The organism is Arcobacter sp. CECT 8989, from assembly GCF_004116715.1.
Classification (GTDB): Bacteria; Campylobacterota; Campylobacteria; order Campylobacterales; family Arcobacteraceae; genus Halarcobacter.
The window spans coordinates 54,994-78,780 of the sequence record NZ_PDKE01000012.1 but is presented as its reverse complement, the minus strand read 5'-3'; the positions used below and the strand labels follow the sequence as shown (position 1 = coordinate 78,780).

18 protein-coding genes and 8 tRNA genes are annotated in these 23,787 nt (G+C 31.4%); 25 read left to right on the top strand and 1 reads right to left on the bottom strand.

The features are described from left to right. Positions 1-12: 12 nt before the first annotated feature. Entirely contained in the window at positions 13-2,742 is a 2,730-nt protein-coding gene (ileS, locus tag CRV02_RS11620) for an isoleucine--tRNA ligase (RefSeq protein WP_129090460.1), read from the bottom strand. Positions 2,743-3,124: 382 nt separating this feature from the next. Here ileS and CRV02_RS11615 point away from each other — a divergent pair, with 382 nt between their 5' ends. The 25 genes from CRV02_RS11615 to CRV02_RS11495 all read left to right on the top strand — a co-directional run bounded on the left by CRV02_RS11615 (position 3,125) and on the right by CRV02_RS11495 (position 23,737). Then, positions 3,125-4,483 (top strand): FAD-dependent oxidoreductase, encoded by a 1,359-nt coding sequence (locus CRV02_RS11615; protein ID WP_129090459.1) that lies wholly within the window; start codon positions 3,125-3,127, stop codon positions 4,481-4,483. Positions 4,484-4,541: 58 nt separating this feature from the next. After that, on the top strand, positions 4,542-5,036 hold the full coding sequence (locus CRV02_RS11610; protein WP_129090458.1) for a CinA family protein: 495 nt from the start codon (positions 4,542-4,544) through the stop codon (positions 5,034-5,036). A 59-nt stretch (positions 5,037-5,095) separates the two neighbouring features. Then, positions 5,096-5,171, top strand: a tRNA-Lys gene (locus tag CRV02_RS11605). A 24-nt stretch (positions 5,172-5,195) separates the two neighbouring features. Then, positions 5,196-5,270: transfer RNA gene (locus CRV02_RS11600), tRNA-Glu, on the top strand. A 7-nt stretch (positions 5,271-5,277) separates the two neighbouring features. Continuing rightward, a tRNA-Val gene (locus tag CRV02_RS11595) sits at positions 5,278-5,353 on the top strand. Positions 5,354-5,365: 12 nt separating this feature from the next. Further along, positions 5,366-5,442, top strand: a tRNA-Asp gene (locus CRV02_RS11590). 15 nt (positions 5,443-5,457) lie between these two features. After that, positions 5,458-5,533, top strand: a tRNA-Lys gene (locus tag CRV02_RS11585). 24 nt (positions 5,534-5,557) lie between these two features. Next, positions 5,558-5,632: transfer RNA gene (locus CRV02_RS11580), tRNA-Glu, on the top strand. Positions 5,633-5,639: 7 nt separating this feature from the next. Continuing rightward, positions 5,640-5,715, top strand: a tRNA-Val gene (locus tag CRV02_RS11575). Between the two features lie 12 nt (positions 5,716-5,727). After that, positions 5,728-5,804, top strand: a tRNA-Asp gene (locus tag CRV02_RS11570). Positions 5,805-5,898: 94 nt separating this feature from the next. Beyond that, positions 5,899-7,482 (top strand): cache domain-containing protein, encoded by a 1,584-nt coding sequence (locus CRV02_RS11565; protein WP_129090457.1) that lies wholly within the window; start codon positions 5,899-5,901, stop codon positions 7,480-7,482. Continuing rightward, the gene (locus CRV02_RS11560; protein ID WP_129085423.1) at positions 7,463-8,125 is read left to right on the top strand and encodes a response regulator transcription factor; all 663 of its coding nucleotides are present in this window, start codon (positions 7,463-7,465) and stop codon (positions 8,123-8,125) included. The genes CRV02_RS11565 and CRV02_RS11560 overlap by 20 nt, the downstream gene beginning before the upstream one ends. Positions 8,126-8,301: 176 nt before the next feature. Next, positions 8,302-8,556: a DUF4212 domain-containing protein gene (locus tag CRV02_RS11555; RefSeq protein WP_129085422.1), complete on the top strand. Its 255-nt coding sequence runs from the start codon at positions 8,302-8,304 to the stop codon at positions 8,554-8,556. A gap of 12 nt (positions 8,557-8,568) precedes the next feature. Continuing rightward, on the top strand, positions 8,569-10,446 hold the full coding sequence (locus tag CRV02_RS11550) for a sodium:solute symporter family protein (RefSeq protein WP_129090456.1): 1,878 nt from the start codon (positions 8,569-8,571) through the stop codon (positions 10,444-10,446). Positions 10,447-10,573: 127 nt separating this feature from the next. Next, on the top strand, positions 10,574-12,391 hold the full coding sequence (locus CRV02_RS11545; RefSeq protein WP_129090455.1) for a DUF294 nucleotidyltransferase-like domain-containing protein: 1,818 nt from the start codon (positions 10,574-10,576) through the stop codon (positions 12,389-12,391). After that, positions 12,391-13,023: a 3'-5' exonuclease gene (locus CRV02_RS11540; RefSeq protein WP_129085419.1), complete on the top strand. Its 633-nt coding sequence runs from the start codon at positions 12,391-12,393 to the stop codon at positions 13,021-13,023. Before CRV02_RS11545 ends, CRV02_RS11540 begins: the two co-directional genes overlap by 1 nt. Positions 13,024-13,274: 251 nt before the next feature. Then, a complete protein-coding gene (locus CRV02_RS11535) occupies positions 13,275-13,589 on the top strand; it encodes a DUF485 domain-containing protein (protein WP_129085418.1) in 315 nt (104 codons plus the stop codon). Next, complete coding sequence (locus CRV02_RS11530; RefSeq protein WP_129090454.1) at positions 13,589-15,238, top strand: cation acetate symporter; 1,650 nt, start codon at positions 13,589-13,591, stop codon at positions 15,236-15,238. Before CRV02_RS11535 ends, CRV02_RS11530 begins: the two co-directional genes overlap by 1 nt. Positions 15,239-15,549: 311 nt before the next feature. After that, positions 15,550-15,864 carry a DUF485 domain-containing protein gene (locus tag CRV02_RS11525; protein ID WP_129085416.1) on the top strand — a complete coding sequence of 105 codons (315 nt, stop codon included), beginning with the start codon at positions 15,550-15,552 and terminating at the stop codon, positions 15,862-15,864. Beyond that, positions 15,864-17,513 carry a cation acetate symporter gene (locus CRV02_RS11520; protein ID WP_129090453.1) on the top strand — a complete coding sequence of 550 codons (1,650 nt, stop codon included), beginning with the start codon at positions 15,864-15,866 and terminating at the stop codon, positions 17,511-17,513. The genes CRV02_RS11525 and CRV02_RS11520 overlap by 1 nt, the downstream gene beginning before the upstream one ends. Positions 17,514-17,608: 95 nt before the next feature. Further along, positions 17,609-19,453, top strand: coding sequence for a putative nucleotidyltransferase substrate binding domain-containing protein (locus CRV02_RS11515; RefSeq protein WP_129090452.1), 1,845 nt, complete (start codon positions 17,609-17,611; stop codon positions 19,451-19,453). Then, on the top strand, positions 19,446-20,066 hold the full coding sequence (locus CRV02_RS11510) for a 3'-5' exonuclease (protein ID WP_129090451.1): 621 nt from the start codon (positions 19,446-19,448) through the stop codon (positions 20,064-20,066). The genes CRV02_RS11515 and CRV02_RS11510 overlap by 8 nt, the downstream gene beginning before the upstream one ends. A gap of 60 nt (positions 20,067-20,126) precedes the next feature. After that, a complete protein-coding gene (locus CRV02_RS11505) occupies positions 20,127-21,317 on the top strand; it encodes an acetate/propionate family kinase (RefSeq protein WP_129090450.1) in 1,191 nt (396 codons plus the stop codon). A gap of 194 nt (positions 21,318-21,511) precedes the next feature. Further along, on the top strand, positions 21,512-22,504 hold the full coding sequence (gene pta, locus CRV02_RS11500) for a phosphate acetyltransferase (protein ID WP_129085411.1): 993 nt from the start codon (positions 21,512-21,514) through the stop codon (positions 22,502-22,504). A 33-nt stretch (positions 22,505-22,537) separates the two neighbouring features. Then, entirely contained in the window at positions 22,538-23,737 is a 1,200-nt protein-coding gene (locus CRV02_RS11495; RefSeq protein WP_129090449.1) for an acetate/propionate family kinase, read from the top strand. Positions 23,738-23,787: the final 50 nt, after the last annotated feature.

The window sequence follows — 23,787 nt, the reverse complement described above, 5'->3', positions numbered from 1 at the left end:
CAGATTCAAACATTAATTCAACACACTTTCACATCTTGAACAAAGTGTTTCTTCATTTACAGATGTAAATTTCCAACATCTTGGACATTTTTCTTGCGCTGCTTTAGAAACTGTAAATTTAATATCATCTATCTCAAAACTTGCTAACTCTTCAGTTGAAGAAGCCTCATTTGAAACAGAACTTACTAAGAACCAATCACTTGCTTCTGTTTGTCCTAAAGATAAAACATCTTCAGAAGAAGTAACTATTTGAAGTTCTAGTGTTGATTTAATAATCTTATCTTTTTTAAGTGTATCAATTGCTTCAGAAAACTTTTCTTTTGCTTTTAATAAAACTTCTTCGTTAAGTTTACTTTCAACTGTTGGTAATACTAACTTTTCAAAGTCAAAAATATCTTTAGTCTCACCTTTGATTACTTCTGGTGCAAACTCTAATAACTCATCCATTGTATATGTTAAGATACAAGAAAGAGTTGAGATTAATTTTTTAGCAATAATTGCCATAGCACTTTGAGAACTTCTTCTGTGAATATCATTTTTGTCATCACAATATAGTCTATCTTTACATACATCTAAATAGATACCAGATAAATCTACTACTAAGAAGTTATTTAGTTTATTAAGACCTTTTGAGAACTCATAAACTGCAAATGACTCTTCAATCTCATCAAATACTTTTTTAGCTTTATTTAAAATCCAAGTATCTAAGCTACCCATTTTTTCAACATCAACAATTACATCTAAATCATCAACATTTGCTAAAAGGAATCTTGCAGTATTTCTGATTTTTCTATAAAGCTCTGCATTTTGTTTTAAGATATTATCAGAGATTTTTAAATCACTTTGATAATCACTCATTGCAACCCATAATCTTAAAATCTCAGAACCATATTGCTTCATAACTTTATCAGGAGCAACTACGTTTCCTTTTGATTTAGACATTTTCTCACCTTTTTCATCAACTGTAAACCCGTGAGTTAAAATTGATTTATAAGGAGCTATTTCTTGTGAAGCTAATGTAGTTAAAAGTGAAGATTGGAACCAACCTCTATGTTGGTCACTTCCTTCTAAATACATATCAGCAGGGAATGTTCCCGCATCATAGTTTCTACTTCTAAGTACTGCATTTTGAGTAGAGCCAGAATCAAACCATACATCTAAAATATCCATAGTTTTTTCTAAATCTTCTGGGTTTAATCCACTTCCAGGATATAATAACTCTTCAATTGGTAAGTCATACCAAGCATCACAACCTTTTTGTTCAAATACCATAGCTGTGAAGTTAAGAACTTTTTCATCGAAGATGATTTCATCAGTCTTTTTATTTCTAAAGAATGCAATAGGCACACCCCAGTCTCTTTGTCTAGAAATACACCAATCAGGTCTTCCATCAAGCATTGATTTTAATCTATTTCTTCCCCACTCTGGGTAGAATGTTAGATTTTCAACTACATCAAGTGCATTTTGTCTAAGAGTTTTGTTTTGCTCACCATACTCATCATCAATAGAAATAAACCATTGCTTAGTTGCTCTAAAGATAATAGGCTTATGTGTTCTCCAACAATGTGGATAAGAGTGTCTAATATCTACATGTTTAAGTAAAGCATCACCTAACTCTTCTAAAATTAGTTCATTTGCTTTAAATACATGAAGTCCAAGATATTTATCTGTATCATGGAATAATTTTTCTCTTACAATTGTTTCATCATATTTACCATAAGCATCAACTGGCATGATAACATCAAGTCCATATCTAAGACCTACTTTGTAGTCATCCTCACCATGACCAGGAGCTGTATGAACTGCACCAGAACCAGCTTCCATCTCAACATGTTCACCAAGGATAATTTTAGATTCTCTTCCATTTAATGGATTAATAGCATGAGAGTTTTCTAAATCTTTTGGATTTATAGAATCTACAATATCACCTTTGATAACTTCTTCTTCAATTAAAGAGTTATATAATTTTTTAGCAACAATAAATTTATCACTAGTTAAAACATACTCTTCTTCACCATTTAATGCAATACCTGTATTTGCAGGAAGTGTCCATGGTGTAGTTGTCCAAATAATAACTGAAGCATCAAGTTTTTCATGTTTAAATGCAACATAAATAGATGGTGAAGTTTTATCTTCATACTCAACTTCAGCTTCTGCTAGTGCAGTTTGAGCTGCCCATGACCAATAAACTGGCTTAGATCTTTGAACTAATAAACCTTGTTGTGCAATTGCGCAAAGCTCTCTATAGATATTTGCTTCAAATTTAAAGTCCATAGTTAAATATGGGTTATCCCAATCACCTAATACACCAAGCTTTTTAAATTCATCTCTTTGAATATCAATAAATCTACTAGCATGTGCTCTACAAAGTTCTCTAATTTTAGATTTAGGAAGCTCTTTTTTCTTAGTACTTCCAATTTTTTCTTCAACTTTTTGCTCAATTGGTAGACCATGACAATCCCAACCTGGAACATATCTAACTGATTTTCCATCAAAGTAGTGATACTTAACGATAATATCTTTTAGAACTTTGTTTAATGCATGTCCAATATGAATGTGACCATTTGCATATGGAGGTCCATCATGTAGAGTAAACGAAGGAGCACCTTTTCTGTTCTGCTTCATTCTGTCATAAACTTTAGCTTCATCCCAAAGTTTATATTTTTTTGGTTCATTTTGCGGTAAGTTCCCTCTCATAGGAAACTTTGTTTTTGGTAAAAGTAAACTCTCTTTATAATCCATTTTAATACCTTATTAACTCAATTTCTATTATCTTTATATAAATCGCCGATTATATCTAAAGGATATTTAATTTTGAATAAGTTAAAAACTTTAGAAAAATCACTAAGTCTTACTTTTCTTATAACATAGACTTATAAATATAATAAAGTTATTTTTTTGTACAAAAAGTGTACATATCAAAAATTTATTAAGCAAAAAAGATATATTTTATTTCACTTGTACACATTTTGAGTATAGAAAAAATTGAAGAAAAATCAATAAAATGTTACTATTACGCATATTTTCTTTAAGAAAAGTCCCTTTGCTAAAAATTATAATACAATATGAAGTTAAATGTGTTAAAATTTTTTGCAAAAATAAACTATGATAGGAATAAATTAATATGAGTACAAAACATTATCAAGTTGCAATTGTAGGTGGTGGAATCTCTGGTGCTGCACTTTTCTACGAAATCGCTAGATATACAGATGCTAAAAGTGTATGTATTTTAGAGAAATATGAAGACTTAGCAACATTAAACTCTAAAGGAACAAGTAACTCTCAAACTATTCACGTAGGTGATATTGAAACTAACTATACTTTAGATAAAGCTAAGATTACAAAAAGAACTGCAAAAATGATTGAAAAGTTCTGTTTACAATATGGGCTTCAAGATAAAATCATGTTTGCTCATCAAAAGATGGCTTTAGGTGTAGGTGAAAAAGAAGTTGAATTTATTAAAAATAGATATGAAGAGTTTAAAGAGTTATTCCCTTATTTAGAGTTATGGGATAAAGAAGACCTAAGAGAAAAAGAACCTTTATTAGTATATGCAGATAAAGAAAGAACAAAAGATAGACCAGAACCAATTTTAGCAATGGGTACTCAAAGTGAGTATACTACAGTTGATTTTGGAGAGATGACTAAAGAATTAGTTAAAGCTGGACAAGAACAAGAAGGTGTTGAAACTGACGTTTATTTCAACGCTAGAGTAGATGAAATTGAAAAAGTAGGTGACAAATATAAAATTACTACAACAAGTGGTTCAGTTTATACTGCTGACTTCGTAGTTGTAAATGCAGGTGCTCACTCATTACACCTTGCACATAAAATGGGATATGGAAAACACATGGGATCACTTTCTATGGCTGGATCTTTCTATATTACTAATGATACATACCTAAATGGTAAAGTTTATATGGTACAAAATCCAAAACTTCCATTTGCAGCCCTTCATGGAGACCCAGATATTCTTTGTGATGGAAAAACTAGATTTGGACCAACTGCATTAGCACTTGCAGTACTTGAAAGATATAAAGGTGGTAAATCTTTCTTTGAATGTTTAAAAACTATGAACATTGGTGGAGATACTATCAAAATCTTCTGGGACTTATTAAAAGATTCAGAAATCAGAAATTATGTATTTAGAAACTTCTTATTTGAAGTTCCAGGAATCAATAAAGGTCTTTTTGTTAAAGATGCAAGAAAAATTGTTCCTTCATTAAGTACAGATGATATTGAGTATGCAAAAGGCTTTGGTGGAGTTAGACCACAAGTACTTGATAAAAAAGAGCAAAAACTTATGTTAGGTGAAGCTTCTATTAATCCAGGTGATGGAATCTTATTTAATATGACTCCATCTCCAGGTGCTACATCTTGTTTAGGTAATGCAGAGAGAGATATTAAAATTGTTGCAGAATATCTTAATTTAACATTCGATCAAGATAAGTTCTTAGACGAATTAACAGAAAAAGAAGACTAATAGGATTTTTCCTATTAGTTATCTTTAATATATACATATATAATAGTATATAAATACAATGTTTACTCAACAAGATATGCAGGAACTGCAAAACCTGCTTAAACTTCACAAAAAGACTATTACAACAGCTGAAAGTTGCACAGGTGGTCTTATTGCTTCTAAAATCACAGAAATCACAGGATCTTCAAATATATTCAATGGTGCAATTGTTTCATACTCTAATGAAATAAAATCACAAGAATTAAATGTAAAAAAAGAGACTCTAGAAAAATTTGGTGCTGTTAGTATTCAAGTTGTTGAAGAGATGTTAGAAGGTGCAATAAAAAAATTTGATGCAGACTATGCAATTGCTGTAAGTGGAGTTGCTGGACCAGATGGTGGAACAAAAAGCAAACCAGTTGGAACAGTTGTTATCGGTATAATGGGACTTCAAGAAGGTAAAGATATTGAAATATTTCACTTTTCTGGGGTAAGAAATGAGGTTCAAAATAAGGCTGCAGAAAAAAGTTTTGAAAAAATTTCAAAATTTTTTCGAAAAACCCTTGACAAATAAAAAAAAACCTATTATAATTCCAGTCCAATTTAAGAAGAACAACTTCAAAATTGGCTAAAGACCCGTTAGCTCAGCTGGTAGAGCATCTCCCTTTTAAGGAGGTGGCCGAAGGTTCGAATCCTTCACGGGTCACCAGTTATTTTAAATTTTATTTTGTATGGCCCCTTCATCTAGCGGTTAGGATCCATGGTTTTCATCCATGTCACAGGAGTTCGAGTCTCCTAGGGGTCACCATACATTTGGTCGATTAGCTCAGTTGGTAGAGCGCTACCCTTACAAGGTAGATGTCAGTGGTTCGAGTCCACTATCGACCACCATTATCAAATGTTGCGGTTGTAGTTTAGTTGGTTAGAATGCCTGCCTGTCACGCAGGAGGTCGAGGGTTCGAGTCCCTTCAACCGCGCCATTTTTTATTTTATTTGACCCGTTAGCTCAGCTGGTAGAGCATCTCCCTTTTAAGGAGGTGGCCGAAGGTTCGAATCCTTCACGGGTCACCAGTTATTTTAAATCTTATTTTGTATGGCCCCTTCATCTAGCGGTTAGGATCCATGGTTTTCATCCATGTCACAGGAGTTCGAGTCTCCTAGGGGTCACCATACATTTGGTCGATTAGCTCAGTTGGTAGAGCGCTACCCTTACAAGGTAGATGTCAGTGGTTCGAGTCCACTATCGACCACCATTTTTAAGTTGTGCGGTTGTAGTTTAGTTGGTTAGAATGCCTGCCTGTCACGCAGGAGGTCGAGGGTTCGAGTCCCTTCAACCGCGCCACTTCTTATTTACACATTTCCTACATTTTTTTATAAACTATTTATTATTTTTTAGATATCCTTTTTTGTTATTAAAATCAAGGAATACTTAAATAATGATCCGTGCAAAATCTTTATACCACCTAATTCTTTACAGTATCATTTTTATTATCTTTTTAACATCGTCATTTACTTTTATTATTATTGACAATGCTTTTGATGATTTTAATGAAAAAATTCAAATAATGAAAAATGACTATTTTTCAAAACAAAAAGATTTAATAGAAGCTGATATAAGAAAAACAACTAAGTTTATAGATTACTATCACAATAAATACAAAGATACTAAAACAGAACAAGAAATCAAAAATGATGTTCTTCATGCAATAGAGATGATGAGAGAAGTTGAAAATATAAATGACTATGTATTTATATATGACTTTGAAGGAACATCAGTATACTACCCTATTTCAAGAAACAACATAGGTAAAAACCTTTATGAATTTACAGACCCAACAGGAAAAAGAGTAATTAAAGAACTTGTTGATATCTCTCAAAAGAAAAATGGTGGTTTTGTAAAATATATTTGGTATAAACCCGAATTAAAAGATGAAGCTCTAAAAATATCTTATGCCTTATCATATAAACCTTGGAACTGGACTATTGGAAAAGGTATCTACTTAGATGAAATTGATGCACTTATCAAAGAGAAGAAAAAAGAGCACGATGAAAAAATCTCAAACTATATTCTTCAAATATTATCATTAACTATTATGTTAGTTCTTTATTCAATCTTTATATATAAGAATGCCACAATTTTAATTGTAAATGACGTAAAAGAGATAGGAAGATACTTTAAAGAGACACAGAAGTCAGATACTAGAATAAGTCAAAACAGACTTATCTTTGGAGAGTTTAAAGTTATTGCAAACTATGCATATGATGCAATGCATAATATAAAAGATAAAAACCAAATGCTTGAGGGTTTAAATAAACACCTAGAAGAAAAAGTTGATGAACAAACAAAGGCATTAAGTAACCTTTTAGAGTCACAAAAAAAATTTTTAAAGAATTCAGTTCATGAAGTAAATACCCCTTTATCTATTATTAGAACAAATATTGATTTATTAAAAAGACACACTCCAACTAATAAATATATTGCTAATATTGAAAGTGGAGCAAAGATAATACAATACATTTATGATGATTTATCATATTTAATTAAAAAAGATAGAGTTGAATATCCAAAAGAGTATATTAACTTCTCAGAATATTTAATCGAAAGACTTAATTTCTTTGATTCAATCGCAAAAGCAAATGATTTATACTTTATTAATAATATTGAAGAAGATATATATATTAAATTTAATCATACTGAATTACAAAGAATAGTTGATAATAATATTTCAAACTCTATAAAATACTCAAAACCGAAATCACCTATTTATATAAGACTATCTTACTTTAATGATGAAATTGTTGAGTTCTCTGTAAAAACAAACTCTGAGATGATTGAAAATAAAGAAAAGATATTTAGCGACTTTTATAGAGAGAACAATTCTCGTGGTGGCTTTGGTTTAGGGCTAAGAATTGTAAAAGAAATATGTGATAAAAATTTAGTTATAATTAATCTTGATTCAAACGATAAAGATACAAAATTTACGTATAGGTTTAGAATAAATGAAAATACTACTTCTTGAAGATGAAATAATGTTAAACAATGCGATATCTGAATATTTAAAAGATATCGGACACATGGTTGAGAGTTTCACAAATGGTGAAGATGTTATCGAAAATGTTGATACTAGTTATGATTTACTTATACTAGATATAAATGTACCCAAAAAAGATGGCTTTGAAATTCTACAAGAACTCAATGATAAAAAAATCTACATTCCTACAATATACATATCAGCTTTATTAGATATTGAAGATATTACAAGAGCATATGATTTAGGTTGTAGAGAGTACATTAAAAAACCTTTTCATTTAGAAGAGTTAGGTATAAAAATAAACCAAATTCTTAAAAAAGACCAAAACAATACTACTCATATAAGATTTTCAGAAAACTACTCTTATTCAAAGAATGAAAAAACTCTTTATTTTAATGGTGAACCACAAACACTTACTAAAAAACAGCTAGATATTATCCATATTTTGGCACTTAACATCAATATGATTGTAGACTTTGAGAGATTTAGAGTTGACATCTGGGGTGGGGAAAATATTGATAATCCTACAATAAGAGCAGAAATTTCAAGACTTAAAAAAGCACTAAAAGAGGATTTTATCAAAAATATCCGAGGTTTAGGCTACAAAATTGACAGATATTATTCTGTTTAATAAATCCCTTAATTAGGCTCTTTAAGAGCCTAAATGCTACGTTAATCCTACGAAATATAAATTTTTTTATGATTTTTTTTTAATTGCTACCCTTTTGCTACAAACTGTTATTATACTTACAATGTTGAATTACTGAAAAGGATTTACTTTTTAGTAAAACTTAAAAAGGAGTACTTATGAGTCCAGAAAAAGCTCAAGCTTATTGGAAAGAAAATATTTCTACAATCCTTAAACTATTAGTTGTTTGGTTTGTTGTTTCTTTCGGTTGTGGAATTTTATTCATAAATGAACTTAATACTATTGAAATCAGTGGTGTTAAATTAGGTTTCTGGTTTGCCCAACAAGGGTCTATCTATGTTTTCGTAGTCCTAATTTTTGTATATGTAGCAAAAATGGGTGCAATTGACGAAAAATATGGCGTACACGAATAGGAGATTTATAAGATGGAATTACAATCATTAATTTACCTATTTGTAGGTATTTCATTTGCAATTTATATTGGTATTGCACTTTGGGCAAAAGCAGGATCTACTAAAGATTTCTATGTAGCTGGTGGAGGTGTTCACCCAGTAGCAAATGGTATGGCAACTGCTGCAGACTGGATGTCAGCTGCTTCATTCATTTCATTAGCAGGTATCATTGCATTTAAAGGTTCTGATGGTGGTGCTTACTTAATGGGTTGGACAGGTGGATACGTTCTACTTGCTATGTTATTAGCTCCTTACTTAAGAAAATTTGGTAAATTTACAGTACCTGATTTCGTAGGTGATAGATACTACTCAAATGTAGCAAGAACTGTTGCAGTTGTTGCTGTTATCTTCGTTTCGTTCACATATGTTGCTGGACAAATGAGAGGGGTTGGTATTGTATTCTCTAGATTCTTACAAGTTGATGTAAATACAGGTGTTGTTATTGGTATGGCAATTGTATTCTTCTACTCAGTACTTGGTGGGATGAAAGGTATTACTTATACACAAGTTGCACAATATGTTGTTATGATTTTTGCATATATGATTCCTGCAATTTTCTTATCATTACAAGTAACTGATACATTCTTACCACAATTAGGTGTATTTGGAACAACTGTATTTGAATTCCATGATGGTGTAAAAGCTATTCCTGAAGGGACCTATCTGTTACATGCACTTGATTCTGCTGTTACTGATTTAGGATTCAAAGCATATACTGAGCCAGGTAACTTATGGAACATGTTCATGTTAACAACTGCATTAATGCTTGGTACTGCTGGTCTTCCACACGTTATTGTTAGATTCTTTACAGTTCCAACTGTACAAGATGCTAGAATTTCTGCTGGTTGGGCATTAGTATTCATTGCTATTATGTATACAACTATTTCAGCTGTATCTGCGTTCTCAAGATTAAACTTAATCAAAAACGTTCAAAATGTTGAGTATTCAGCATTTGTTAACGGAGAATTAAAGCATGCTGATGGAACTCCAAATAATGGTAACTGGTTTAAAACTTGGGAAAATGGTGGATTAATTGCTTGGACTGATAGAAATGGTGATGGAAAAATCCAATATGCACCAGGTGCAGCATTTGATGGACCAAAAGGTAAACCTTCATTTGATGGTGAAAAAGTTGGTGAGCATGGTGAAAGAGTTACTACTAACGGTAAACCAGCAGCTAACACTGGAAAAATTGAAAATGAGCTTTATGTAGATAGAGATATCATGGTACTTGCCAACCCTGAGATTGCTAACTTACCTAACTGGGTAATTGCATTCATCGCAGCTGGTGGTCTTGCAGCAGCATTATCTACAGCAGCAGGTCTATTACTTGTAATTGCTTCAGCAATTTCACATGACTTAATGGGTCAAGTAATCTTTAGAGATCCAGAAACTGGAAAATCTAAATTAACTGAGAAATCAGAATTAATGTGGGCAAGAGTTTCAGCAGTAGTTGCAATTTGTATTGCAGGATACTTAGGAATTAACCCTCCAGGTTTCGTTGCACAGGTTGTTGCATTTGCATTCGGTCTAGCTGCAGCAGCATTCTTCCCAACAATTATCCTTGGGGTATTTGATAAGAGAATGAACAAAGAAGGTGCGATTGCTGGTATTTTAACTGGTCTAATCTTTACATTCGGATACATTATTTACTTTGTATTCTTAGGTGGAAATCCAGAAGATTACTTCTTAGGAATTCACCCAACAGGTATTGGTACAATTGGTACAGTGTTACACTTAATTGTAGCTCTTGTAGTATCTAGAATGACTCCTGAGCCACCACAGCATATTCAAGATCTAGTAGAATCTATTAGACTTCCAAATAACGCTGGTGAGGCACACGATCACTAAGCCTTCAAAAGTCAACCTTCGGGTTGGCTTTTTTTTTACTTTAAAAATAAAATATTTTTTTACATTACTATAAGAGATTGTGTCATACAATATAATAATCTAAAAAAATATTATAAAGGATTCTCATATGAGTCTTAGAGATCAAAAAGCTTTTCTTTCAAACATTCACCCTTTTGAATTGTTAACAGAAGAACAAATGGACCATTGTATTAGACATATGGATATTGCATACTATGCAAAAGGTGAAGTTCTTATAACACCTGAAAAAATACCTAATCATTTTTTTGTAATCATTAAAGGTATTGTTCATGAGTATAATGAAGACCAAGTTCTTATGGACTTTCACTATCAAGACTCATTTGATGCGAACTCTTTAATCTATGGAAAAACTAAAAACTCTTTTAAAGTCTATGAAGACCTGATTTGTTATGAAATTGAAAAAGATATATTCCTTGAACTAATTGAAAAAAATGATGGCTTTAAAAACTTCTTTTTAAACAATTTAGTTAATAAATTTCAAACACTAAAAGATAAAGAGTATACCTCAGAACTATCTTCATTTATGATTGCAAAAGTTGAAGATACTATTTTACATCCACCTTGTATTGTTGAAAAAGGAACAAAGCTTATTGATGCAATTGATGAATCAATGCAAAGAAATACTTCAACAATTATAGTAAGAGGTGAGAACAATGAGCATGGAATTATTACAGACTCCTTACTTAAAATAAAAGTTTTATTAGAAGGTAGAGATTTAAATATTCCTGTTGAAGAGATTGCTATCTTCCCAATTTTAAGTGTAAATCTTGATGATTACCTTTTTGAAGCACTTACTTTATTAATCAAAAAAAATATAAAAAGAGTAGGAGTTGTAAACTCAAAAGGTGAGATTCTAGGTATTTTAGAACAAATTGACGTATTATCTCATTTTGCAAATCATACTTATGTTGTTGATTCAAAAATCAAAAATGCTAAAACATTAAAAGATTTAAAACAAGCAAGTGAAGAGTTAGTTGATACAGTAAAAACACTTAATGCAAAAGGTGTAAAAGTAAATCATATTTCAAGTTTAATTGGACAATTAAATACAAAAGTTTATAAAAAGATTTATAAATTTATTGTTCCAGAGGAACTTCAAAAAGATGCTTGTCTTATAGTTATGGGAAGTGAAGGAAGAAATGAACAAATTATAAAAACTGACCAAGACAATGCATTAGTAGTTAAAAATGGAGTTGATGTAGAACAATATAGACCATATATGCAAGAGATAACTGATACACTTATTGACTTTGGATACCCTCCTTGTGAAGGTAATATTATGGTATCAAATCCATTTTGGTGTAAAACAGTTGAAGAGTATAAAAAAGAGACTGCAAGATGGATTCAAGCCCCAGATATGCAAAACTATATGGATTTAGCAATCTTCTTTGACTCATTTGCAGTTGCAGGAGATAAAGAGTTATTAATTAATCTAAAAGATGATTTATTTAATAAACTACATGATAAAGATGTATTTATGGCATATTTTGCAAAAGCAACTTTAACTTTTGATACCCCAAGTACAGTAGCAAACTTCATGACTAAAACCTATAATATTGATGTTAAAAAAACAGGTGTATTCCCTATTGTTCAAGGAATTAGAAGTTTAAGTCTTAGAGAAAGAATTAGAGAAACAACTACTGTTAAAAGAATTCAAATCTTGCGAGAAATGAAAGTTTTAGAAGATGAAACTGCTAGTGAATTATTAGAAGCTTTTGAAGTTTTAAATACTTTAAGACTAAAAGCTCATTTACAAAAACTTCAAGATGGAAAAGAGATTGACAATGAAGTTGATACACACAGTCTAGGTAAAATCGAAAGAGATTTACTAAAAGATTCTTTCAAGATTGTTAATAACTTTAAAAAGTTTATAACTTACACATTCAAAATTGATAAGATTTCATAATGTTTAAGAACTTTATTAATTCATGGCGAAAGAAAAAACTTCTAAATAAGAAGTATGAATATCTATTTGATGATCCACCAAAAGATGAATATGTTTGTTTAGATTGTGAAACAACAGGACTAAATCCAAGAAAAGATGAAATCCTTTCTATTGGGGCAGTTCATATAAAAAAGAATAAAGTTTTAATGAGAAAGACACTAAATATTTTTGTTAAACCATCAATGAAAATTACAGAAGAGTCAATTAAAATACATCAAATTAGACCTATTGATTTAGAAAATGGCCAAGACCCAAAAGATGCAATCCTTGAACTTCTAGAATTTATAGGAAATAGACCTATTGTAGGATATTACATTAAATTTGATATTGCGATGATATCAAAATATACAAAAGAACTAATTGGAGTATCTCTTCCAAATAGACAAGTTGAAGTATCATCAATGTATTTTAAAACAAAAAAAAGGAGTTCAGATTACGAATTTGTGGACTTAAAATTTGACACAATTTTAAAGGAATTAGATATTCCAGAACTTGGAAAACATGATGCACTAAATGATGCAATTATGACATCAATGATTTTCTTAAAATTAAGAGATTTATCTCCAGCAAATTCTACTTTTTATACTGGGTAAAATAGCTTTATCGTAGCATTAAAATAGCACCAACATAGCATCAAAATAGCATGCTACGTTAATGCTATTTTTACATGTAACAAATCGTTACTTAGGGGCTTTCTTCACTTAAACTTGACTTAATAGTCAACTAAAATTTCATTCTCTATTCATTCTCATGTATAATATTCAAATGTTTTTTATGAATTATTATTTTGATTATAAATTATCAAAATATAATACATAGAAATATTATCTTAGAAAGGACGACTATGAATGACGAATTAGTAGCTAAAATTAAAGCTAATCCAAGTTACCAAGACTTAGTTAAAAAAAGGTCTAGTTTAGCATTAAAACTTGCAATCTTTGTACTTGCAATTTTTTATGCATTCATCTTAACTATTGCATTTGAACCATCTGTTTTAGGAATTAAAACTGGAGAAGGTGTAATGACAATAGCATTCCCTGTAGCGGCAGCTATTATTATAGTTAGTTTTTTTACAACATTAATTTATGTAAAAAAAGCAAATGGTGAGTTTGAAGACTTAATTGATCAAGTAAGACAAGATGTAAAGGATGAGTTATAATGTTTAGAATATTAGCACTTTTATCAATCTTTGCTGTTGCAGTATTTGCAGCAGGTGATGCGAACTTTGAAGCATCACAGAGAGAACTTAATATTCCAGCAATCATTATGTTCTTCATTTTTGTTGGTGGTACTTTAGGTATTACTTATTGGGCAGCTAAGAAAACTAAGTCTGCAAGTGACTTCTATACTGCTGGTGGTGGTATTTCTGGTTTCCAAAATGGTATGGCAATTGCTGGGGATTATATGTCAGCAGCATCATTCCTTGGTATTTCAGGACTTGTTTACTTAAGTGGTTATGACGGTTTAATTTATGCAGTTGGATTCCTAGTTGGATGGCCAGTAATTTTATTCTTATTAGCTGAAAGATTAAGAAACTTAGGTAAATTTACTTTTACAGATATTGCTGCATTTAGATTAGGTCAAAAAGAGATTAGAACATTAGCTGCATTTGGTTCATTAGCAGTTGTTACTTTATATCTTATTGCACAAATGGTTGGTTCAGGTAAACTTATTCAAGTATTATTTGGATTAGAGTATGAGTATGCAGTACTATTAGTTGGTGTAATGATGATTATTTACGTTACATTTGGTGGTATGCTTGCAACTACTTGGGTACAAATTATTAAAGCAGTTTTACTTCTTTCAGGTGTATCATTCATGGGATTCATGGTATTAAGCCATTTTGGATTCTCTTTTGAAGCATTAGCTACAAAAGCTGTTGAATCACACGAAAAAGGTCAAGCAATTATGGAGCCAGGGGGATTTATTTCTGACCCAATTTCAGCTATTTCTTTAGGTCTTGCTTTAATGCTTGGTACTGCTGGTCTTCCACACGTACTTATGAGATTCTTTACTGTTGGAAATGCTAAAGAAGCTAGAAAGTCTGTTGTTTATGCAACTGGATTTATTGGTTACTTCTACTTAGTTATCGCAATAATTGGTCTTGGAGCAATTGTTTTCTTAAACTCTGATGCTGGTGCTGCATACTTTGTTGATGGAAAATTATTTGGTGGAAACAACATGGCTGCAATTCACTTATCACACATTGTTGGTGGTAATATTTTCTTAGGATTTATTTCAGCTGTTGCATTTGCTACAATCTTAGCAGTTGTTGCTGGACTTACTCTAGCAGGTGCATCTGCAATTTCACATGACCTTTATGCATCTGTAATTAATACAAATGCTACAGAAGAGCAAGAAATTAGAGTTTCTAAAATTGCTGTTATTGTAATTGGTATTATTGGAGTTGTATTAGGTATTGCGTTTGAACAACAAAATATTGCATTTATGGTTGGTCTTGCATTTGCTATTGCTGCATCTGCTAACTTCCCAATTCTATTCTTATCAATTTACTGGAGAAAGTTAACTACAAGAGGTGCTTTCTTAGGTGGTATTGTTGGTTTAGCTACAGCAGTAATTCTAGTTGTTATTGGGCCAATTGTTTGGGTAGATATTTTAGGAAATAAAGAAGCTTTATTCCCATATAAACACCCTGCACTATTCTCTGTATCAGCAGCATTCATTGCAATTTGGTTCTTCTCAGTTACTGATAAATCTCAAAGAGCAAAAGATGAAGAGAAAGCATTTGAGGCTCAAAATATTAGAGCTCAAACTGGTTTCGGAGCTGCAGGAGCAGTTGATCACTAAAAGTACACTTTGTACAGTTTTAGTACATCAAAGAGAGTTTAAATACTCTCTTTGAACAAAAAACTATCATAAAGCCCAATACTTAGGCATTTTGCACTGCTATTTCTTTGCTACCTTTCTACAAACTTCTAATTTTTTTTACTTTTAATGTACAATTTTTGTTTAAATTAATTTTTTTCCATGTATAATTTAATTTGTTTGTTATGCTATGTTGATGCTACCCATTAGCGTAGCTTATTACTAAACAAATTATAAATATTAGTTTATCTTATTTGTTAGTAAATAAGGGTAGATTGATAGAAGGGGAAAAGATGAAGGACGAATTAGTTGAAAGGATTGAAAACAATCCTAAATATCAAGAACTAGTTTCTAAAAGAACTGGTTTAGGTATCAAACTTGGTATCTTTGTACTTGTAATGTTTTATGCATATATTTTAACAATTGCATTTAACAAAGAGGTATTAGCTACTAAAATTGGTGAAGGAATGACTACAATTGCATTTCCTATTGCATTAGCTATCTTAGTAATAAGTTTCTTAACTACACTTGTTTATGTGAAAAGAGCAAATGGTGAGTTTGAAGACTTAACTAACGATATTAAAGATGATGTAAAGGATTTAATGTAATGTTTAAAATATTAGCACTAATTTCTGTTTTTGCATTAACTGCTTTTGCTGCAGGTGATGCAAGTTTTGAAGCAACAAAAAGAGATCTTAATATCCCAGCGATTATTATGTTCTTTGTTTTTATTGCTGGTACTTTAGGTTTAACAGTTTGGGCTGCAAGAAGAACTAAATCTGCAAGTGACTTCTATACTGCAGGTGGGGGAATCACTGGTTTCCAAAACGGTTTAGCAATTGCAGGTGACTATATGTCTGCTGCTGCATTCCTTGGTGTATCTGGACTTATTTACTTAAAAGGTTATGATGGTGTTATCTATGCAGTATCATTCTTAGTTGGTTGGCCAATTATTCTTTTCTTTATGGCTGAAAAATTAAGAAACCTAGGTAAATTTACTTTTGCTGATATCGCTGCTTATAGATTAAGTCAAAAAGAGATTAGAACACTAGCTGCATTCGGGACACTTTCAGTTGTAGTTTTATATCTTATTGCACAAATGGTTGGTGCAGGAAAACTTATTCAAGTACTTTTTGGTATGGAGTATGAATTTGCAGTAATCTTAGTTGGGGTTATGATGATTATTTATGTTACTTTTGGTGGTATGTTAGCAACTACTTGGGTACAAATTATCAAAGCTTGTTTACTTCTTTCTGGGGTTTCTTTCATGGCAATCATGGTTTTATGGCAGTTTGACTTCAACTTTGAAAGTTTAGCTGTAGCAGCTACTGAAAACCACAAAGATGGTGAATCAATTCTTGCACCAGGTGGATTTATTTCTGACCCAATTTCAGCTATTTCTTTAGGTATGGCTTTAATGCTTGGTACAGCAGGTCTTCCTCACGTACTTATGAGATTCTTTACTGTTGGTAATGCAAAAGAAGCTAGAAAATCTGTTGTTTATGCAACTGGTTTTGTTGGTTACTTCTGGGTTATTATTACTATCGTTGGATTTGGAGCAATTGCATTCTTAAATACAGATGCAGGAGCACAATATTTTGCAGATGGTAAACTATTTGGTGGAAACAATATGGCATCTATTCACTTATCACATATGTTAGGTGGAAATGCATTCTTAGGATTTATTTCAGCAGTTGCATTTGCTACAATTTTAGCAGTTGTATCTGGACTTACATTATCAGGAGCATCGGCTATTTCACACGACCTTTACTCAAATGTAATTAATCCAAATGCTACAGATGAGCAAGTTGTTAAAATTTCAAAAGTTACAGTTGTTGTTGTTGGTATTGTTGGTGTAATCTTAGGTATTGCATTTGAACAACAAAATATTGCATATATGGTTGGATTAGCATTTGGTATTGCAGCATCTGCAAACTTCCCAATTCTTTTCTTATCAATTTACTGGAGAGGATTAACTACTAGAGGTGCATTCTTAGGTGGTTTATGTGGTCTTATTTCAGCGGTTACTTTAGTAATTGTGGGACCAATTGTATGGGTACAAATTTTAGGAAATGAAGAAGCTTTATTCCCTTATAAACACCCAGCATTATTCTCAGTAACAGTTGCATTTATTTCAATCTGGTTCTTCTCTAAAGTAGATAACTCAGAAAGAGGAAAAGCAGAAAAAGAATTATTTAGAGCTCAAAACATTAGAGCAAATACAGGTATTGGTGCAGCAGGAGCAGTTGACCACTAATACTTAAAATCAAAGAGATTTTCTCTTTGGTTTTAAAGGTTTTTATTATTAATTTCAATATAATGAATTAATAAATTAATAATAGAGACTTAAATATGAGCATACAAGAACAAGTAACCTTTTTAAAAGCAATTCACCCCTTTGATAAACTTACAAAATCTCAATTAGAGTACTTCGCAGACAACCTTGATATTGTCTACTTAAAAAAAGACAAAATCATTCAAAATGTTTCACAAGAGCCAGAGTTTTTATACTTTATTATAAAAGGTATTGTACAAGAAAAAAATGAAGAGAAAGAGGTTTTATCTTTTTATTCAAATCAAGAGTTTTTTGATTCTGTTTCACTTATAGAAAACTTTTCTAAACATAAGTTTGTCACAAAAGAAGAGACTATTTGTTATACCCTACCAAGGGAAATATTTATTAAAGTCTTGCATGAGAACTCTACTTTAGAGAGTTTTTTCTTTCAATCTATTTCACAAAAACTAAATGGAAATGTTCACCACGAAAAAAATAAAGAGCTTGCAAATTTAATGATTGCAAAAGTGAAAGATGCAAGAGTACATGAAGCACTTATTTTACCTTTTGAAACTTCTATTTTTGATGCGGTTACAAAACTAAAAGAAGTAAAAGTGCCTACTTTATTACTTGAAGATGAAAATAAAGAGATACACATTGTTACTGACTCAGATTTTAGGGAAAAAGTGATTTTAAATAGAATGAGTTTTGATGAAAGTGTTGGAAAAATCTCTAACTCTGGTTTAAGATATGTAAATGAAAATGACTTTTTATTTAATGCTCAACTTCTAATGACAAAACATGGATTAAAAAGATTAGTTGTAAAAAATAATGATGATAAAATTGTTGGTATTTTAGACCAAATCTCTTTATCTTCTTTCTTTGCAACTCACACTTTCTCTGTATCAAATGAAATTACAAGGGCAAATACAGTTGAAGAATTAAAAGTTGCTAGTCAGTCGTTACTAAAAATCATTAAATCTTTATATGCAAAAGGTGTAAAAGTTTCATTCATTTCTAAATTAATCAATCAATTAAATAGAAAAGTAATGAATAAACTTTTCATTATGTTAGCACCAGAAGAATTAATTGGAAAATCTTCATTAATAGTAATGGGAAGTGAAGGTAGAGGGGAACAGGTTTTAAAAACAGACCAAGATAATGCTCTTATTGTATCTGATGAGTGTACAATTTCAAAAGAAGAATTACAAAAATTCACTTCTTTATATACTGAAACTTTAGTTGACTTTGGTTTCCCTAGATGTGAAGGGAATATCATGCTTTCAAACCCTTATTGGTGTAGAACAAAACAAGAGTTTAAAGACTTAATCTATGACTGGATTAATAAACCAGAGCAAGACAGCTATATGAATTTAGCAATTTTTTATGATGCTATTTGTGCTTCAGGAGATAGAAAACTTTTAGATGATTTAAAACAATATATGTTTAAAGTTTGTTCTGACTCAAAAAGTTTCTATATGCATTTTGCCAAAATTGTTATGGACTTTGATGTTCCTTTAGGTTTCTTTGATGGCTTTGTTTTTGATTCAAAAAATAAAGAGCACGAACATGAACTTGATATAAAAAGAGGTGGTATCTTTATTGTTGTTCAAGGAGTTAGAGCCCTTTCATTAGAAAATAAACTAATGCGTGCAAATACTCTTAAAAGAATAAAAGAGTTAACAGATAAAAAGGTATTCACTGAAGAGTTTGCCGATGAGTTAACTGAAGCCTTTAATTATCTATGTACATTAAAACTAAAATCAAATATTGAAAAACTAGATTCAGGACAAGTAATTGATAACTACATAGACCCTGATACTTTAACAACTATGGAAAAAGATTTATTAAAAGATAGCTTTAAAATTGTAAACAAGTTAAAGAAAAAACTAGAAAATCACTATAAGTTGAACTATGTTTAATAAACTAAAAAACTATTTTAATAGAAAAAACCTGAAAGATGAAAAGTTTTCATACCTTTTTGAGAGACCAATAGATGAAGAGTTTGTCTGTTTTGATTGTGAAACTACGGGCTTAAATCCTTTAGAAGACGATATCATTTCTATTGGAGCTGTTATTATAAAAAATAATACTATTGTTTCAAGTAAAAAGTTTGTTAGATTTGTAAAACCAGAAACAAAACTTCAAGTGGATGCTATCAAAGTACACCATATAAGAGAGTGTGATTTACTAGAAGCTGGAAATATTGATACTGTAATTGAAGAGTTTTTGGAGTTTATTGGAAGCAGAAAACTTGTTGGTTACTACTTAGAGTTTGATATTGCTATGATAAATAAGTATCTAAAACCAAAATTAGGAATAAAACTTCCTAATAAAGCCTATGAAGTTTCTGCTATTTATCACGACTGGAAGATTGAAGCTATTCCACAAAGTAACATAGACCTAAGATTTGACACTATTTTAAAAGAGCTGAAAATTCCTCCTTTAGGAAAGCATGATGCCTATAATGACGCCATTATGACGGCTATGATGTTTCTAAAATTAAAAAATCAAGCAAAAGTGAAAGTAAAGTAACTACATATCATTGACACATCTTTTTGATATAATGCTCCAAATTCAAAAAAAGGTGTGCTAATGTTAGTTCTTGTATTAAACGCAGGTAGCTCTTCACTTAAATATCAACTTATGAAACCTGAGTCTGGTGAAGTGCTTGCTTCTGGTCTATGTGAAAGAATTGGAATAGACGGAAAACTTGTACATGAATCTTTAGGCAAAAAGAGTAAAAAAGAGATAGATATGCCAACTCATAAAGAGGCAATTGAAGTTGTATTAAAGACTTTAACTTCGGGGGAAACAAAAGTTATTGACTCTATTGATGAAATTGAGGCTATCGGTCATAGAGTAGTTCATGGTGGAGAGTATTTTAACTCTTCTGTTATTGTTGATGATGATGTTATCTCTAAATTAAAAGAGTTAATTCCTTTAGCTCCATTACATAACCCTGCAAATATTATGGGTATGGAAATTGCTAAAGAGATTTTACCTACAAAACCGAATGTAGCGGTATTTGATACGGCATTTCATCAAACTATGCCTGCATCTAACTATATGTATGCTGTTCCATATGAAGATTACAAAGACCATGGTGTAAGAAAATATGGATTCCATGGAACTTCTCACTATTATGTTTCAAATAAAGCAAAAGAAGTTTTAAATAAAGATGACTCAAAAATCATTGTATGTCACTTAGGTAATGGTTCTTCTGTATGTGCAGTAAGAGATGGAAAATCAATTGATACATCTATGGGACTTACTCCTTTAGAAGGCTTAATGATGGGAACAAGATCAGGTGATATTGACCCAGGTGTTATGGCATACTTAATGGAAAAGAAAAATATGTCAGCAGAAGAAGTAACAAACTATTTAAATAAAAAATCAGGTCTTCTTGGAGTATCTGGAATTAGTTCTGATTTAAGAGAAGTAATTGAAGCTTGTGAAAATGGTGATGAGAGAGCAAAAACAACTATTGATATGAAATGCAATAGAATCAAAAAGTATATCTGTTCATATGCAGGAATGCTTGAAGGTGTTGATGCTATTTGCTTCACAGCAGGTATTGGTGAAAATGCTGATTTAATCCGTGAAAAAGTATGTTCTGGATTAGAGTTTATGGGTATTGAAGTTGATACTGATAAAAACAAAGATAGAACATCATGTGATATCAAAGAAATCAATAAAGATACATCAAAAACTAAGATCTTCATTATTCCAACAAATGAAGAATTAGTAATCGCACAAGACACATATAACTTAGTAAAAGCGTAATGCTTTTACTAACCACTTTCTAACCACCTACTAAAAAATACACAAAAATTTATCCTTATGTAAAAGATATGTACTACTTTTATACACACATAATAAATATGTATAAAACTTTTTCACTTTAGCCGCTGCAATGCTATTTTAATGCTACGCTTGAATATTATAATTTTTACTGATTTTATAAAAAAGGACGCTTGATGGGTTTAATAGAAAGTATTAAAGAGAATGCTAAAAAAGAACTTAAAACTATTGTTCTTCCAGAATCTGAAGACGAAAGAGTACTACAAGCTACTCAAAAGGTTTTAGAAGAAAAAACTGCTAATGTAGTTTTAATCGGAAACGAAGAACAAATTAAAGCAGATGCTGCTTCATGTGGAGCTTCAATCGAAGGTGCAACAATTATTGATCCTAAGAAATTCGATGGGATTGAAAGATATGTTGACGAATTAGTAGAGTTAAGAAAATCTAAAAATTTATCTAAAGAAGAAGCTACAGAAATCATGACTACTGAACCAAGATTTTTTGGTTGTATGATGGTAAGACTTGGTGAAGCTGATGGACTTGTTGCTGGTTCAAACTCACCTACTGCTGACGTATTAAGAGCTGCTATTCAAGTTATTAAAACTGCTCCTGGAATAAATACAGTTTCATCTGCATTTATTATGGAAACAGCTGACGGTAAATTTGGAGACAATGGATTAATTTTATTTGCAGACTGTGCAGTTATTCCAGAACCAAATGCAGAACAATTAGCTGATATTGCTAGTGCTACTGCTGCTACTGCTAAATCAGTTGTTGGTTTAGACCCAAGAGTTGCTATGTTATCTTTCTCAACAAAAGGTAGTGCAAACCACCCATTAGTTGATAAAGTACAGTATGCTGTTGACTTATTAACAGAAAGAAATGTTGATTTTGAATTTGATGGTGAATTACAAGCAGATGCTGCAATCGTTGAAGCTGTAGGAGCTAAAAAAGCGCCAGACTCTAAAGTAGCTGGAAAAGCTAATGTACTTGTATTCCCAGATTTACAATCAGGAAATATTGGATACAAATTAGTTCAAAGATTTGCAGGAGCTGCTGCTCATGGTCCAGTTGTTCAAGGTTTAGCAAAACCAGTAAATGACTTATCAAGAGGTTGTTCAGTTGATGATATCGCTAACTTAGTTGCTATCACTGCTACACAATGTTAATTTAAAATTTAGAAAGAAAGAGGGAAAAGATATATGTTAGTATTTATTTTAAACGCAGGAAGTTCATCATTAAAGTACCAATTAATGAATCCAATCAACAAAGAGACTTTAGCTGTTGGTATCTGTGAAAGAATTGGTATTGATGGTGCACTTAAACATGAGTTTGGTGATGATCAAAAATTAAAAATTGCAGCAGATATGCCAACTCATAAAGAAGCAATTGAATTAGTACTTAAAACATTAACTGAGGGTGAAGGAAAAGTAATTGACTCAATCGATGATATTGAAGCAATTGGACACAGAGCAGTTCATGGTGGTGAAGAGTTCTCTGGTTCTGTAATGGTTACAGACAGAGTTATTGAAACTATGAAAAAATTAATTCCATTAGCGCCTTTACATAATCCAGCAAATATCATGGGAATGGAAATTTGCCAACAATTAATGCCAGGTAAACCAAATGTAGCTGTATTTGATACGGCATTCCACCAAACTATGCCTGATTATGCATATATGTATGCATTACCATATGACCAATACACTAAAAATGGTGTTAGAAAATATGGTTTCCACGGAACATCTCACTTCTTCGTATCTAACGAAGCTGCTAAAATGTTAGATAAAAAACACAATACTAGAATTATCGTATGTCACTTAGGAAATGGTTCTTCTGTTTCTGCAGTATTCGATGGTAAATGTATTGATACTTCAATGGGTCTTACTCCTGTTCAAGGTCTAATGATGGGAACAAGAGCTGGTGACGTTGGAGCTGGTGCTATTCAATACATGATGGATACTGAAGGTTGGGATATCAAAGAGATGCTTGACGTACTTAACAAAAAATCTGGTATCGTTGGTGTTTCTGGTAAATCTTCTGACTTAAGAGAAGTTCTTGAAGGTATGGAAGAAGGTGATGAAAGATGTAGATTAGCAGTTGATATGATTGCTTATAGAATTAAACAATACATTGGTTCATACGCTGCTGCACTTGATGGTGTTGATGCATTATGTTTCACTGGTGGAATCGGTGAAAATGCTGCAATTATTAGAGAAAAAGTTTGTGCTGGTCTTGATTATATGGGATTAAATATCGACCCAGTTAAAAACAACAAAAGATGTGGAGATGCAAGAGATATTTCTACAAATGGTTCTTCTGGAAGAATCTTCGTTATTCCTACAAATGAGGAATACGTTATCGCAAACGATACTTATAAAATCGTTAAAGGTGTTGAGTAAGAAATTACTCCTCACTCATACTAGGGAAAAGAAAAAAGGCAAGGAATCAC

What these genes read in the sequence shown, in the direction of transcription:
- CRV02_RS11525 (WP_129085416.1), top strand. Translation starts at nt 15,550, where the DNA reads ATGAAGGACGAATTAGTTGAAAGGATTGAAAACAATCCTAAATATCAA.
- CRV02_RS11550 (WP_129090456.1), top strand. Translation starts at nt 8,569, where the DNA reads ATGGAATTACAATCATTAATTTACCTATTTGTAGGTATTTCATTTGCA.
- CRV02_RS11510 (WP_129090451.1), top strand. Translation starts at nt 19,446, where the DNA reads ATGTTTAATAAACTAAAAAACTATTTTAATAGAAAAAACCTGAAAGAT.
- CRV02_RS11520 (WP_129090453.1), top strand. Translation starts at nt 15,864, where the DNA reads ATGTTTAAAATATTAGCACTAATTTCTGTTTTTGCATTAACTGCTTTT.
- CRV02_RS11560 (WP_129085423.1), top strand. Translation starts at nt 7,463, where the DNA reads ATGAAAATACTACTTCTTGAAGATGAAATAATGTTAAACAATGCGATA.
- ileS (WP_129090460.1), bottom strand. Translation starts at nt 2,742, where the DNA reads ATGGATTATAAAGAGAGTTTACTTTTACCAAAAACAAAGTTTCCTATG.
- CRV02_RS11555 (WP_129085422.1), top strand. Translation starts at nt 8,302, where the DNA reads ATGAGTCCAGAAAAAGCTCAAGCTTATTGGAAAGAAAATATTTCTACA.
- CRV02_RS11505 (WP_129090450.1), top strand. Translation starts at nt 20,127, where the DNA reads ATGTTAGTTCTTGTATTAAACGCAGGTAGCTCTTCACTTAAATATCAA.
- pta (WP_129085411.1), top strand. Translation starts at nt 21,512, where the DNA reads ATGGGTTTAATAGAAAGTATTAAAGAGAATGCTAAAAAAGAACTTAAA.
- CRV02_RS11610 (WP_129090458.1), top strand. Translation starts at nt 4,542, where the DNA reads ATGTTTACTCAACAAGATATGCAGGAACTGCAAAACCTGCTTAAACTT.
- CRV02_RS11615 (WP_129090459.1), top strand. Translation starts at nt 3,125, where the DNA reads ATGAGTACAAAACATTATCAAGTTGCAATTGTAGGTGGTGGAATCTCT.
- CRV02_RS11535 (WP_129085418.1), top strand. Translation starts at nt 13,275, where the DNA reads ATGAATGACGAATTAGTAGCTAAAATTAAAGCTAATCCAAGTTACCAA.
- CRV02_RS11530 (WP_129090454.1), top strand. Translation starts at nt 13,589, where the DNA reads ATGTTTAGAATATTAGCACTTTTATCAATCTTTGCTGTTGCAGTATTT.
- CRV02_RS11495 (WP_129090449.1), top strand. Translation starts at nt 22,538, where the DNA reads ATGTTAGTATTTATTTTAAACGCAGGAAGTTCATCATTAAAGTACCAA.
- CRV02_RS11515 (WP_129090452.1), top strand. Translation starts at nt 17,609, where the DNA reads ATGAGCATACAAGAACAAGTAACCTTTTTAAAAGCAATTCACCCCTTT.
- CRV02_RS11545 (WP_129090455.1), top strand. Translation starts at nt 10,574, where the DNA reads ATGAGTCTTAGAGATCAAAAAGCTTTTCTTTCAAACATTCACCCTTTT.
- CRV02_RS11565 (WP_129090457.1), top strand. Translation starts at nt 5,899, where the DNA reads ATGATCCGTGCAAAATCTTTATACCACCTAATTCTTTACAGTATCATT.
- CRV02_RS11540 (WP_129085419.1), top strand. Translation starts at nt 12,391, where the DNA reads ATGTTTAAGAACTTTATTAATTCATGGCGAAAGAAAAAACTTCTAAAT.